This window comes from Arthrobacter sp. NPDC080086, from assembly GCF_040702285.1.
On the sequence record NZ_JBFBKP010000006.1, the window covers coordinates 1 to 12905 of the forward strand.

Here is a 12905-nt window from a genome sequence, read left to right on the forward strand (position 1 = left end):
TGATGTGGGCTCGCACACTGGTGCTGCTGTGGGCAAGTGTGGGTAGCCTCGTGGGCAACCTGTGGGCAGGCGCAGCCTGTCCATCGGGTTGTCCATCAGGCTATCCACACGGGCCGCGCCAGCGGCTGTCCACAGCCTGGTGGACCACTACGGCTCGCCAGTCGACAGTCGATCGCAATGGCCTCTCCACGCCTGCAGAACCCGCGCACGCAGGCGTAAGATGGAACAGAACGGTGCAACAGAAACGGCCGCGCTGAATGCCCCCTGCCTCGTATCGGTAGTCACGCGTTCGTGCCCACCAGCGCTACAAAGACCGGGAGACCACAATGAGCACTTCCGACGACGATTGGAGTGGTGTCGCATTCGCGCAGAACAACCGCACGGCGGACACGCTGGCGGCCCACCTGCAGGCCAACGGCATCTTGCCGCCCGGCCACGTCGTGGTGAACGTCCAGCTATACTTGCGTGCCACGGTGGCGCCCAAGGGGCTGAAGACCCCTTACCTGACCGTCACCCTGTTCGATGCGTCCGGTAGTCGCGATCCGGCGGCCGCCTATCGTGAGGCAATCAACGATGGCCAGGTCGTCTTCCCCATCGTGCACGTGCAGGTCGATGAGAAGGTAATCGAGATCTTCAGCGACCTGATGATCGACCTGACACCGAAGGGCTTCCACACCCCCCACCACCGCGAAGTGACGACGGTGTACAAGCGTTAGATCAGGAGGTCGCTCGATGGCGCCTTGGCGGCCCGAGGCGGCCGCGGCGCCGGCGCAGTGTCCATCAGCTGGGCCGGATAGAGGCTCAGGAAGGTCCGGGCCACTTCCGGGTTACGACAATCTAGCCAGTCATCCCAGCGATCGCGCGGGACGATGACGATGCTCCGCTTCTCCTTGTTCGGCGCGTGCATGCGCCGCATCAGCGGGTGTGCGTCGGCATTGACCGTGAGCATCGTGAAGCTGTAGCCGGGTGCCAGGCCGTCAGCACGCGCATCCCAGGCGCGCCACAACCCCGCAATGGCAAAGTCGGGCTCCTCCTTCAACCAGATCTTGTAGCGGGTGCTTTTTTTGGGATCGGCCTCGTAGTTGGGCTCGAATATCGCGCGAGCTGGGGCCAAGCAGAGTTGGCTTGCTTTCCAGTACTTCGCAAAGGTCGGTTTCTCGCCGACGGTCTCGGATCGCGCATTGGTCGTGTCATAGCTGACACCTGGCGGTAGCCTGCGTTTGGGCACAAAACCGAAGTTGGCCACGACGCAGTCCCGCACCCCGTGCTCGTTGATGCGCACAATCGGCGCGGCGTAATCGGGGTACGACTCGGCACGGTAATCAAAGTGCTCTGCGGCCGTACGAAACAACGCGTTGATGCGGTCCAGCTCCGAAGGCTCGTAGTTGTTACACATGCGCACCTCGCAGTCTTGCGATGGACGCCATCATAGAGCACTACCGGTAGACTTTTTTATTACGCTTCTTCGTGCTCGTGCGGGCCTTGCGTCTTTCGTAGATCTCGTGCATCGACGGGAAGTTCTCGTGGACGTAGATCTCGGGCTCGAGTGCTTTGGCCAATTCGTCCAGCACATAGTCGAATCCGCCTGGGATGAGCTGATCCTGCATGCGGCGCGCGCGGATCACCGCGCCGGCGGATTTGATGACGACATGTAGGCAGTAAATCTCCCACACCAGGCGACGCATGGCGCGCGTCGGGTTCTCCTGGTAGAGGGCACGGATCTCCGCCTGGGAGAGCGCGGGATAGTTCTTCCGTTCCGGATTCTTCATGGCAGGCACCGCTACACAACAACCCCGCACCCGCCCCACCCCGGCGAAACGGAAAACTAGCGAGCGCAACAACGGGCGGGCGCAAGCCTGTTTGCGCCGCGGCCGATCACCTCAGGATCCGAAAACATCGGGCTACCGCAACCCACCCACCCCCGCCTTTCAATCGCACAGCTCGGCTTCAGCCAGCTCTGGCGTCTCGACCTCGATAGCGGAAAAAGCGGGGGCCAGAATCGCGTGTCGGGCCTTGGCGTCCCAAAGCGACTCAAACGGCCCATGGATGGTGGCATCGCGCGACAGCATGTAGCCTGGCTGGCCCAGCACGTACAGCAAGGCAATGGCCCACCCGCTCGGGTGCTCCCAACCGTAGGGCGAAACCTGCGTCCAGTAATCCATCGCCGCCTCCTTGTCGACCGTGGGCTGGCCGAGCGTGCGGCGCATTCCCACTGCGTCCGGCGCGGCTAGCGTCAGAGGTATACTACTGTATATCCATACAGTGTCAACTTTTGGGACGAATCCGGCACGAGACGGTGGTCGGACTACGACTGGGACCCGCAGAGAGTGCGCAACTCGGCTTCCGTTGGCGCCGTGTAGATCCAGCCGGTCTTGGTGGTGCAGGTATAGAGCGTTTCCCCCTGGACGCTCATCGCATGGATCGGCTTTGCGCGAGCTGCAAGGCGCTGCTGCAGCGCACGGACGTAGGTGGCAGCACGCTCGTCCTGACGCTGCAGATAGATCAGCCAACCAACCATCGCAACGATGATGATGCTGAGGAGCGCGACGGCCGCCATGTCAACAGGTGAGCGCGTGCGAAGCCGTTGCTCTTCGAGGCGAGCATGTCTTTCGCCGCTCGTGCGGCCAGCTTCGCTCATCCAGCCTGACTTCTTCATGTCCATGCTTTTACTTGTACCGGCGAGGCCGGCGTTTTTCTTGGCTGTTACCGGCAGGCCGCCTCTAGCCGGGCTGTGCATTCGGGAACCGCCGGAGGTAATCCAGAATTTCGGATTCTTTCGACAACACCGCACACTGAAACGTCTTGTCGAGCGCGATATTCCCGGCCGTCACCAGAACACGCAACGGATTTTCCGTGAACACGGCATCGTGGTATGGGATGCCCGAACTTGCATGATGGATATCGAGCAGGTCGTGTGCGTTGAGTTTCCGCGATCTATCCATACGCACTGCAGCGTGGCACATCGCGTAGGCGTAAAGCGATGGTACGCGCTGGGCCATAACCTTGGGCCGCAACCGAAACGCATTCGCCAATCCAGACAACATCTGTTCGGTTGCCACGTCGACCTGTTCCTTTGTCACGGATCCAGTGTCGCTTGCTGTGCTCATGAAAGCTCTGACGATAAGCGCCTGGATGGCGTTCTTGAACGCACGAAGAGCGCCGGCGCTCTCTGCCGCGAAGGCCTGCTGAATACTGCGAATCTCGTGTGAATAGCGGCGCATGGCATCGGTAATGCTTTTGGCCGCCTGCTCCAAACGATCAGCCTCTTGCTGGAATGAACCTTCCGTTTCAGCCATCTCCCGATGAGTGAGCTGCCAGATGAGATCGACAGATGCCTTCTGAAAAAGCAGGTTTTGCTCATCAGACCAATTTTTGACCATGGGAACCGTGATGCCAAGCACGTAGCACGCCTTGACCCACACCCGGTTTCCCTGATTTGGCGGCGTCGCGGCTAGGTCTGGACGCATGATGACTTGCTCGAGCTCGGCAACTACGCGTTCCTGTTCGGACTTAATTGCTACGCCGAGACTTAGTTCGTCAAGCACGTCAGCTGTTGCCAATCGTGTTTCAGGGTCGCGTTGCTTGGAGAGCTCCATCCAGGCGACATCGCTGACCGGGCATATGGCTACCCCGGTGGAGACCAGTGATCGGATGAGATCAAGAATTTCAGAATGAGCGGGGTGTACCGATCTGCCCATGGCCGCGTCACGCAAATGAATCCAGTAGCGGGTATCAAGGTACAGCTTGTGCCTACCCGCTATAGAGGCTCCGAGTTCTGCCACAAGGGTCTCGACGTACTCACGGGTCGAGACCTGGGGCGCAGCAGCGTGACGCGCCAGCAACGCTTCAACTTGCGGCTTACTCATTGATTTACCTATCTGCGTTCGTCTATCGGCAACCGCATGGGAAGAAAGGACGTTTGCGCAAATCAGAGATGGAAGTCATTGGGGCCTCAAGCGAACCAGTCCGTTCTTAGCAGAACGCGCAGAAACCGCTTTCGACTGCGCGTGCCCGACGTCTTAACGCCAAATCTTCCACCATGCCGTTGGCTTCTTGTACGCCAACGAGAGCGTCCCTCTACGATGGTTTTCCGTAAAATAATCGCCTTGTAGCAGCAAGCCGTCATTGTCGACACGAAGCACTGCCAGCCCCCGGTAGCGATCACCAGCTCCTTGGACTCCCTCCTTCCGCTGGTTCAAGTAGACGTAGTAGAGCTTATAGCGGTCGAAATCGGGGTCTTTCTCTGCATGAACCACTAAGGTTTGGGAAGTCGACTCAGCGCTATCTAGCAAGAGACGAATCCCGAAAAGAGTGTGTTTTACAAGGAGCTGAATGGGGACTGTCGCCTCGCTCGTACCGCGAGAATAGACAAGCGTACCTTCCCAATCACCGCCCAAATACGGAAATATCCACCGCTGTATGATTGGTATCCAGCGCCATCCGGCATAACAAAGGAGAGTTGATCCGGTCACGATGAGTGTGGACCATCGAACCAATTGCGTCGCAGCCTTAAAGATCTCCTTGTCGCTGAGGATACCGGCTCCGAACATCAGCGCCACGCCAACCGCAACTAGTATGATCAGCAACCGTAGGGCGGCCCGCAGGGGAAGCAAATGAAGCATAATCGAAGGAAACAGTAAGTTGACCCCAGACAGAATCGATCGTATTTTCCTTCGCCTGCGCGAACGCACGGACACACAATCCGCGGTGATCGTTTGCCTTTGCACGGGCGATACCCTGCCTGAGGGCTGCAGCCCGATGCCGCGCGAGCCAAGTCCCGCCACCGGCATATTGTTGGCAGAAGATTTCGTGACAGTCTTCGAGCAAGCGCTGCATCTTAACGCAGCAGTTCACGATGGCGCCATCATTGTTTCGCGGAGCACCGCCACAGAGGATTATCGGATTTCGGGCTGGTCATACCGACTTCATCCGAATGTTGCTGCGGCACCCGCCGTCGCGAATCGCGGATCCGCCTTCAATAGCTGCTTAGCCATGAGTTGCGTAAACGGCGTCGACCGTGTCTATTTAGCGACAAAATTGCAGCTATTCAGTTATCAACGCGGCAACATTACTCAGCTTAATTGACACAGTTCCCGACCATTCCCTACGTAAGGCAGAATTTCTCAACCTGGAAATAACGTGAGCCCCTCCGCCCCCCCAAAGAGTCCCCTTCGGCTACTTACGCTGGACGGTGGGGGTGCCAAAGGCTTCTACACACTCGGCGTCTTGAAAGAAATCGAGGCGATGTTGGGTTGCCCGCTGCACGAGAAATTCGATCTTGTTTTCGGCACTAGCACAGGAGCCATTATCGCTACGTTGATAGCTCTCGGTCACGGCGTCGACTCCATCCTTGAACTGTATCGACAGCATGTGCCGACAGTGATGCGAGAGAAGTCAGCATCCGGGAGAACAAGAGCCCTACAGGCCCTGGCTCAAGATGTCTTTGGCGATGCCAAGTTCGATCAGGTGAAGACTGGTATCGGCATTGTCACTGCACGGTGGCTAACTGAGCGCCCGATGATTTTCAAAGCAAGTGTTGCGCAGGCTCACGGACGTACGGCGAGCTTCGTGCCCGGCTTTGGCGTGCCGTTGGCCGACGCCGTGCAAGCATCCTGTTCGGCCTACCCTTTCTTTGAACGGAAGGTAGTGACAACCTCGATGGGCGAGGAAATCGAACTAATCGATGGCGGATACTGCGCCAACAATCCGACCCTATATGCGATTGCAGATGCCGTCCACGCATTAGAACACGATCGACAAGATATTCGGATCGTGAGCGTCGGCGTGGGCATCTACCCAGAGCCTAAACCCAGCTTGAAAATGTGGTTTGCCAAGAAGTATCTGGTTAGCGTCCAATTGCTACAAAAGACGCTTGAAATCAATACTCAGTCGATGGATCAGTTGAGACACGTGCTATTCGGCGACGTACCGACCATTCGAATCAGCGACACCTATGCCGAACCCGAAATGGCCACTGATTTGCTCGAGCACGACCTACAGAAGCTCGGCATACTTTTCCAACGCGGCCGAGAATCATTCGCCTCACGCGAGGAGGCACTGCGAAAATTCTTGATGTAGTACCGGAGGGGGACATGCCAATACCAGAATCACAGCTTGAGACATGGTCACACCAGGGCTCAATCGCTCAGTCGAGCACTACATATAACAGTATCAAGAACGTCCTGGAAGCGAGTACAACGCCATACGCCGGAAAGAGCTTCAATGTCTTCCTGCAGGGCTCATATGGCAATGCCACGAATATTTACGCGGAAAGCGACGTAGATATCGTGATTTGTTTAAATGATTGTTTCTACAGCGACCTAAACAGCCTTACAGACGAAGAAAAAATTGCTCACAAACAGGCTTTTTCTGACGCAAAATATACCCTAGCGATGTTTAAAGAGGATGTACTGAATGTGCTTCGCACGCAGTACACGTCCGCGGTCCACGCAGGCGCCAAGGCGATTGCGATCGACGCTAGCGAATCTAGGCGAAAAGCTGATGTAATCGTGTCGTGCCAGTTTCGGAGATATTCATATTTCCGCTCACCGGGAGACTCCGCATACGTAGATGGCATTTGTTTCTTTAACTCCTCTGGCGAGCGAATAGCGAACTACCCCAAGCAGCACTCGACAAATTTGACGGCTCGGCATCAAGCATCATCGCAGCACTTGAAGCCGATGGTTCGCGTGCTCAAAAACATGCGAAGCCGACTGGTTGAGGATGGAAAAATCGAGGCAGGCACAGCCCCTTCATACTACCTAGAGGGGCTGCTTTATAACGTTCCTATCGCGAAGCTCACTGGGAGCTACCAAAACTGCGTTGTCAATGTACTTAACTGGTACTTGCAGGACGCGCAAAAATCCGAGTTGGTGTGCGCGAATGAACAGTATTATTTGCTCCGCGACGGAAGCCACACGTGTTGGGCTCCGGCTAATTGCGACGCGTTCGTCAATGCCGCAGTGAAGCTATGGAACGAGTGGTAACACCTCGGCGGCGTCCACTACTGCGAGCGAACTCCCAGGAACGACCGGTGTCGTTGGTCGCGGTAGACGAATTTCCGCTAGGATTCAGTCGGCTTGGCGCTGGGCATCGCGGCAACATGCTCAACGTGCTGCCCCGAGACTTGCGGCTATGGGCTTCCCTCATAGCCACAACCTGAACGCTTGCTGTAACTGAGGCTGGAAGTATTGGCTAGCATTGCGCAGAACATAAACATGCACGCGGGGATTGTTTTCCGCCCATCCCATCAACTCGACCATGAGAGCAGTGCCAACCCCATGCTGCAGATACCGGCCGCCGCGGGGCGCTGGACGCGCCTGGTTATTATTCCTGTTCCTTTGGACCAGTTGCGTTTGTCCTACGAACGAACCCAGTCAACCAGTTCAGTCGTGTACGGCAACATGAGCGGGTGCAGCGGATCGCCCGCCTTCGATAGGCCGAAGACTTTCACGGGCTTACCGCTCGCGCGCAGCATTGCCTCAACCTCTGAGTACCGATAGCGCAAGCGCCGCGGAACCTTAGTCTGCGGTCCCCAGCATGGCACCAAAATGTCCGCGTCCGAGATGATGCGAGCCAGATGCCAATCGTTCTCCGGACCGATGGGGTCCGTAGCTGCTGAAAGATCCTTCACGTCCGGTGAGCGGAACGCAAACGGGTTGCCGACGATAAACCTGCAACCGCCATAGAGCTTGGTGAAGCCGATCCAGCGCTTGACCGTGTTGTCGTCGATACGGTGATCGGCCGTCGAACAGTTCACGCCAAAGTAGGCGTAAACAGGCCCCGTCATCCCCACCTCTCGCTCAAGCCGGTAGCGGAACGTGCCGCACTTACTCAGGATCGCGCTCACGTGTTTTTCCTGGATGTCAGTTGCCCGACACGTCCTCGAAGGGGTTGCCGGGGGTCTTTGCTTCGCTGGAAAGATTGTATTCAGCACGTACCGCTATGAGTACCGCAGTGATATCCCGCTCATAGCCGGCGGCGTTACCGAAATGCTTCATGGTCCAGTTGCAGCCCGTTTCATCAGGCTCCTGCAGTTGCGGACGAGGCACACGAATTTTCACGCCGTCTTCGACGATTTCGTGAATGCGATGGATGCGTCGGCTTACCTCGTCCTGCATCCGAGATGCATTGAGCGTCTTGCGGATCATCGAATGTTCCCCGTAACTAGACACCCCGCGTGTTTGGGAAATGCACTGGCATCGCGTCGTCCATTTTTTTCCCTTTCATCCGAGTATCGCGAGAACCTCGAATTTGCTGTCCTCAGGCAGATTCGGAAAATCTTGGAGATCGTCAGCGTATTCCTTACGGAACACGTCGAGGTCGCCGCCACGAGTATCCGCATCTATGATCCGAAGAGCCGCATGAAAGGTAGGGTCTTGCCCGCGGGCGATGGAAATCCATTGCGCCTCATATTCTCCAGGCATGACTCGGAGGCGCGCTCCATCGTGCGCATATCCGGCTATGACTCGACCATCCCTCACCCGAACTCTGCACCGTGTCATATCAGCCCCGCTCGCTCAGCTTTCCTGAATGGTATAGGTTGAGCAGCACGCTCGGCCATTGAAGAGATTGATTAACTCAATCTGGGTAATTTACCCCCAGTGATCGCCCACCTCGGCCATCGCTTCTCGCAGTTCTTGCATCGTCACTTCCAGATAAGAGGCGACGTGATCCAGCTCCGCATGCCCAAGCAGAAGCTGAACGGTCTCGATCGTGTGCCCTTGCGCCAGAATTCGGCTGGCGAAGGTGCGGCGGCCCGAGTGGCTGCTGTACCCTGAACCAAAGCCTGCCGCACGATAAAGGCCAGTGACATAACTCTGTAGGCTGTCTGCCGCCAGATACTCGACCTGCTCGCCTGCATCATTGATACGGTGCTTGAAGCTGAGCTGATACGGGCCGCCCTTGTGCGTGAGTATCAGGGTCGTTTGTGGCATCAGCCCGCGCCACATGCTCCGGTCCATTGCCGTGCCCTTGTTGTTCTGCCACCGCCGTTCGATGTAGCGTTCCAAGGCTGCGATCGTCTTCGGGTGGCTGAGATAAATGCATCGCTGTCGGCAGCCTTTCGTGATTGCGGCGCGCAGGCTTACCTCTTCACGAATCTGCCCACCGGGCAACATCACATCTGCCACTTCGATACGGGCTACCTCGGACACGCGCATGCCGCAAGTGAACCCCAACAGCAGCATGAGAACGTCGCGCTCCGGATGGCGGCTGGTGGCCTCGGTGACGCGAAGCAGATGACGGATTTGGGAAGGCTTGAGGGTCTTGGCGCGTTTGACGTGCATCATTTCTCCATCTCGGAATACACCCGAATTTCGGGGCTGTTACGAGAGAGAAACGGCGAGCGCTCCTTTCCATCATAAACTGGCCCGTTTGGCCGCGTCCTCGGAAAAACCGTCTAAGCCCTACCCCATCTATCGGCTCCCAGGCAATCACGGGGAGATCTCCGCTGGAACGGTACCGAGCGTCGACCTCACAGTCCGCGGCTCGGGTGATAGCGCAGTGGTTTCGTTGGCCCGTTCGGTCGGGCTGCGCCACCAGGGTTAGGGGACCGAGCACTATCGCAACTGGTTCGTTCCCCACCGCCATGGTCGGGCCGTGCTGATAGCCCTCTCCCAAAGTTGTTGGAAGGTGGATTAGCCCGCAACGCCGCAAACATTGGCGGGCGGGCTCCGCCCCTGTTCTGACACCGACCCGCACGTCATGTCCCTTACCCGCATCACCACATCAGCGGGCCTGCTGCGCTCGCTTCCCTTCACCGACGTTGCTGCTTGTGCCAGGCCATGAATCCGCCTAGTGTCATGTGACAGTGCTGACAACTAGATCGGCGTACAGCAGCCCGCATCGACGCTGCAGGCTTTCACTCACGAAGAAAGGGGAGAATCAGATGGCCATCACGGAAAAGACCGTCGAACTGAACGTCTCTCGGACGGTTGTCGAAAAGATGCGCAGAACGCATCGGATCAACGCGTATGCCATCGGCGCCAGCCAAGCTCAGGAAGCACAACTCGGCTACGATGTGTTGATGACCGATGGCTCTTGGTGCGGCGGCTACATCCAGTACAAGCGCCTCCATGTCAACGGCAACATCCACCGGTGGGATCTCAATCGGACCACGCACAAGGACCAACATTCGCTCTTGCTGCAGTTGGAAGCGAACGGCTTTCCGGTCTTCTATTGTTTCCCGAAATTTGACTCAGAACTCGCGCTGCGGCAGTGGACACCCCCCTCGCTGTGGCGCCAGGTTTGGTGGTTTAAGCCTTCGAGCATCCCTGTCCCCGCCCCCATCGACGCGCACCACCACGTCACGTTCAATACCGCAACAGGGACGTGGCGCGTGTTCTCGAAAGTCGGCAAAGAGTTCATCCCTGAATCAACGGACTTCGCAAGCGTCGAAAAGCAGTTATTGGGGCTCGATATCGAAACACACTCCTTGGCGCGACTGAAAGAAGAAACGCAAAGGCTTGTGGCTGCCCGCTGGAGCGAACTCGCAAACATATCCAGTGCGAGAAAGGATGACGTGCGTGCGCGGTCGCAGTACGCAAGTGGCGTTATGCGGGACACCGGACTGATTGCGTTCCAGACGGAGGACGCGCGGCGCCGCGAAACAGACCGCCTCGTTCCGCCGGCCCGCCTACGTAATCGAAACAGGCAAAGTGCCCGGTAAGTCCAACACGTTGGCGCAATTCTCCAGAACGCCATCTCGGTCTGGGAGGAGACATCATGTCCTGGCAGCACCATCACTACAAGGCGACATGCCGCGCCTGTGGCCATGCGGGAGAACGCATCGATTCTTCCGATGACTGGAACCGCACAGAAACAAGGTATTCCGGCTTTACGGAGCTAGCGCCGGATTCGACGGCAGTGGGCCGCAAGCGCGCCGGGCCAGGCGATCGCCGACCGCAATGCCCCCAGTGTGGCGGCAGGGACATTGAGGTGGGCGCATTGCTTAGAACGACCTGACCGCGAACGCCATGCCACGGTCGGCCAACTCCGCCCCCCCCACCGCCGCCGATAGCGGCTGCCATGCTAGGCACTCAGTTCTGCGAGAGCGAATCGTCGAGCACGTATTCATTGGTGACCTTCTACGCAGGCTGTGGCAGCGCGGCGTTACCGATGTGGAGCTGTTGCGCGCTGAGTTCGATGCCGGAGGCTACGATTTGGTGCTTACCCGTGGCCCTGTAATACGCCACTTGCAGTTGAAGGCGATGCTCGAAGGTGGCAAGGCGAACCGGGTGGTAGTGAACCTTCAACTCGCGCTCAAGCCCAGCGGATGCGTACTCTGGATCGTGGTTGACCATGCGCTGCATCTCCGAGCCTTCCGTTGGTTTGGCGGCCTTCCCGGACAACCGCTTCCAGATCTGCAGGGATTCCCAGTGGCGCGCCATACACGGGCCAACTCCGCCGGCCTCAAACCGACGAGGCCGGAGCACCGCCTAGTTCATCGGCGAGAGTTCACCGAGTTAGACAATCTAGATGCGGTACTCGAGCGCTTCTTCGGTACGCTCGACGCTCCACACGACGACCATGGGGCCAGCCATGCAGTCACCACGCCCCGGTAGTGCCCGAGCCCTGAGCCTCGCACTGTGCGAAGCTCGGGCGCAACTCGTTTCCCTTCGACGTATGCGAACCGATCGCAAGAGTGACGAACACTGTGAACGCGCAATCGACAGACTCGACGCCCTGCTAGAAATGTTACAAACGGGCGGCACTGAACATCACTGGCACCAGTGCATCCCTGAATGCAATGCGGCAATCATGTTCGGCGTGATCGACTATATAGATGCAGAGTTCAGTGCCACCCTAGCCGCAACGCACCGAGCGCTGCAAGAAGCAGGCATATTCCCTTCGACATGAATCTTCCGGTCAAAATCCGCATCAGCGTGCGAGACGAAGCACCCACGGCATCGGACTTCGCCGGCAACGTCAGAGGCTATCGCTGGTCTGTCCAGGGCTTGCTCGCTCCCCAGCCGCCCTTAGGTTGACCCACAGCCCCGTTCCGCTTTCCTGCTTTGATGTGAGTTCTGGATACGCACGAATCGTGTCCGAAAGCGCGGCAAAGCCGAAAGCCTTGGATAAAAAACTGGGATCGGTCCGCTTCAGGTATTGGCCAATTGCGCCAAGGCCAACCCCATCATGAGGCCCCTACCAGGCCCCCCGCACGGCGCCACATCTCTGCGGCATCGTTCACCCAATTTGGCACGGATTCGACTCCTCCGCCCGCTCCGTGAGCCATCTCCCATCGCGAAACAAAGGGGGTCCGTCCGAACACAGCGCCAGCGTCGGCGAGCCTGTTTCCTACCTCGTCTGAAACCATATAGCAATGTCCCAATGCCGGATGCCCTCCGATGCCTTCGATCGTGTCGATAGGCAACACCGAGACCAAGAGGTGGTGTTGCTCTGGACACTCCGAGTGACCACAGTCGAAGCTGACCGAGAAGTCCGGAAGCCAATCTCCAACCGGGGCGGGGTTGTTGCGCCACGACCATCCGGCAAGGTCGAAGAAGGCAGCCCAGTGCGCAAGCAATTTGCTCCTGAACTCCAATCCGTTGTAGTAGGCGGTCATACTCATGTCTCGGTGAATTGCTAGCGCTTCAGTGATTACCGTGGCCACCCTCCCAGCCTCCCAGCGGGCCAGGGCCAGGAGGGCTGTCAGGGGGTGGATTCCCCCCCTCCTGTGTGGTTGGATCAGTCGCCCGATCAACGTGGGGCCCGATGGTTAATGGCGCCGTCTCTCTTCGCTCGGTCACTTCTGCGAACCAGGCCAACGCATAGCGGGTAAACGGATAGCCGTTTTCGTCATTCCCGGATGCCGCATCGATCAGCACCCACCCCTCGGCGATTAGCTGATTGGCAGTCTGTTCGTCGTTCGCGCCACGAACCATTTTCGCTTGCGTCAAATC

At 57.9% G+C, this 12905-nt stretch carries 19 protein-coding genes; 6 read left to right on the top strand and 13 right to left on the bottom strand.

The genetic code is table 11. From position 1 onward, the window contains the following. The first annotated feature begins 326 nt into the window (after positions 1-326). Entirely contained in the window at positions 327-716 is a 390-nt protein-coding gene (locus AB0305_RS03970) for a hypothetical protein (RefSeq protein ID WP_366171584.1), read from the top strand. Here the strand turns inward: AB0305_RS03970 and AB0305_RS03975 are convergent. The 6 genes from AB0305_RS03975 to AB0305_RS04000 form a co-directional block, all read right to left on the bottom strand. Continuing rightward, on the bottom strand, positions 713-1396 hold the full coding sequence (locus tag AB0305_RS03975) for an SOS response-associated peptidase family protein (protein ID WP_366171586.1): 684 nt from the start codon (positions 1394-1396) through the stop codon (positions 713-715). The two genes, AB0305_RS03970 and AB0305_RS03975, sit on opposite strands and share 4 nt — an antisense overlap. A gap of 40 nt (positions 1397-1436) precedes the next feature. Next, entirely contained in the window at positions 1437-1769 is a 333-nt protein-coding gene (locus tag AB0305_RS03980) for a hypothetical protein (RefSeq protein ID WP_366171588.1), read from the bottom strand. A 159-nt stretch (positions 1770-1928) separates the two neighbouring features. Next, the gene (locus AB0305_RS03985) at positions 1929-2207 is read right to left on the bottom strand and encodes a hypothetical protein (RefSeq protein WP_366171590.1); all 279 of its coding nucleotides are present in this window, start codon (positions 2205-2207) and stop codon (positions 1929-1931) included. A gap of 98 nt (positions 2208-2305) precedes the next feature. Continuing rightward, positions 2306-2662: a hypothetical protein gene (locus AB0305_RS03990; RefSeq protein WP_366171592.1), complete on the bottom strand. Its 357-nt coding sequence runs from the start codon at positions 2660-2662 to the stop codon at positions 2306-2308. 58 nt (positions 2663-2720) lie between these two features. Then, the gene (locus tag AB0305_RS03995) at positions 2721-3866 is read right to left on the bottom strand and encodes a hypothetical protein (protein ID WP_366171594.1); all 1146 of its coding nucleotides are present in this window, start codon (positions 3864-3866) and stop codon (positions 2721-2723) included. Between the two features lie 153 nt (positions 3867-4019). Next, positions 4020-4622 carry a hypothetical protein gene (locus AB0305_RS04000; protein WP_366171596.1) on the bottom strand — a complete coding sequence of 201 codons (603 nt, stop codon included), beginning with the start codon at positions 4620-4622 and terminating at the stop codon, positions 4020-4022. A gap of 19 nt (positions 4623-4641) precedes the next feature. Here AB0305_RS04000 and AB0305_RS04005 point away from each other — a divergent pair, with 19 nt between their 5' ends. From AB0305_RS04005 to AB0305_RS04015, 3 genes are read left to right on the top strand one after another with little or no spacing between them, the layout of a single operon-like run. Further along, positions 4642-5085 carry a hypothetical protein gene (locus tag AB0305_RS04005; protein ID WP_366171598.1) on the top strand — a complete coding sequence of 148 codons (444 nt, stop codon included), beginning with the start codon at positions 4642-4644 and terminating at the stop codon, positions 5083-5085. 54 nt (positions 5086-5139) lie between these two features. Further along, on the top strand, positions 5140-6078 hold the full coding sequence (locus AB0305_RS04010; protein ID WP_366171600.1) for a patatin-like phospholipase family protein: 939 nt from the start codon (positions 5140-5142) through the stop codon (positions 6076-6078). A 14-nt stretch (positions 6079-6092) separates the two neighbouring features. Next, positions 6093-6986: a nucleotidyltransferase gene (locus tag AB0305_RS04015; RefSeq protein ID WP_366171602.1), complete on the top strand. Its 894-nt coding sequence runs from the start codon at positions 6093-6095 to the stop codon at positions 6984-6986. 374 nt (positions 6987-7360) lie between these two features. Here AB0305_RS04015 and AB0305_RS04020 read toward each other — a convergent pair whose 3' ends face one another. The 4 genes from AB0305_RS04020 to AB0305_RS04035 form a co-directional block, all read right to left on the bottom strand. After that, the gene (locus tag AB0305_RS04020) at positions 7361-7849 is read right to left on the bottom strand and encodes a DUF1643 domain-containing protein (protein WP_366171604.1); all 489 of its coding nucleotides are present in this window, start codon (positions 7847-7849) and stop codon (positions 7361-7363) included. Positions 7850-7865: 16 nt separating this feature from the next. After that, on the bottom strand, positions 7866-8150 hold the full coding sequence (locus tag AB0305_RS04025) for a hypothetical protein (RefSeq protein WP_366171606.1): 285 nt from the start codon (positions 8148-8150) through the stop codon (positions 7866-7868). A 75-nt stretch (positions 8151-8225) separates the two neighbouring features. Further along, positions 8226-8426, bottom strand: a complete 201-nt coding sequence (locus tag AB0305_RS04030; protein ID WP_366171608.1) for a hypothetical protein — start codon at positions 8424-8426, stop codon at positions 8226-8228. A 168-nt stretch (positions 8427-8594) separates the two neighbouring features. Further along, positions 8595-9290, bottom strand: coding sequence for a site-specific integrase (locus AB0305_RS04035; RefSeq protein WP_366171610.1), 696 nt, complete (start codon positions 9288-9290; stop codon positions 8595-8597). Between the two features lie 599 nt (positions 9291-9889). On the opposite strand from AB0305_RS04035, the gene AB0305_RS04040 reads away from it, so the two are divergent. After that, entirely contained in the window at positions 9890-10669 is a 780-nt protein-coding gene (locus AB0305_RS04040; protein ID WP_366171612.1) for a hypothetical protein, read from the top strand. A 418-nt stretch (positions 10670-11087) separates the two neighbouring features. On the opposite strand, the gene AB0305_RS04045 is transcribed toward AB0305_RS04040, so the two are convergent. Further along, positions 11088-11390: a hypothetical protein gene (locus AB0305_RS04045; RefSeq protein ID WP_366171614.1), complete on the bottom strand. Its 303-nt coding sequence runs from the start codon at positions 11388-11390 to the stop codon at positions 11088-11090. A gap of 235 nt (positions 11391-11625) precedes the next feature. Here AB0305_RS04045 and AB0305_RS04050 point away from each other — a divergent pair, with 235 nt between their 5' ends. Then, positions 11626-11859 carry a hypothetical protein gene (locus AB0305_RS04050; RefSeq protein ID WP_366171616.1) on the top strand — a complete coding sequence of 78 codons (234 nt, stop codon included), beginning with the start codon at positions 11626-11628 and terminating at the stop codon, positions 11857-11859. Between the two features lie 69 nt (positions 11860-11928). Here AB0305_RS04050 and AB0305_RS04055 read toward each other — a convergent pair whose 3' ends face one another. After that, positions 11929-12117: a hypothetical protein gene (locus tag AB0305_RS04055; protein WP_366171781.1), complete on the bottom strand. Its 189-nt coding sequence runs from the start codon at positions 12115-12117 to the stop codon at positions 11929-11931. Positions 12118-12136: 19 nt separating this feature from the next. Then, positions 12137-12574: a hypothetical protein gene (locus tag AB0305_RS04060; RefSeq protein WP_366171618.1), complete on the bottom strand. Its 438-nt coding sequence runs from the start codon at positions 12572-12574 to the stop codon at positions 12137-12139. Positions 12575-12905: the final 331 nt, after the last annotated feature.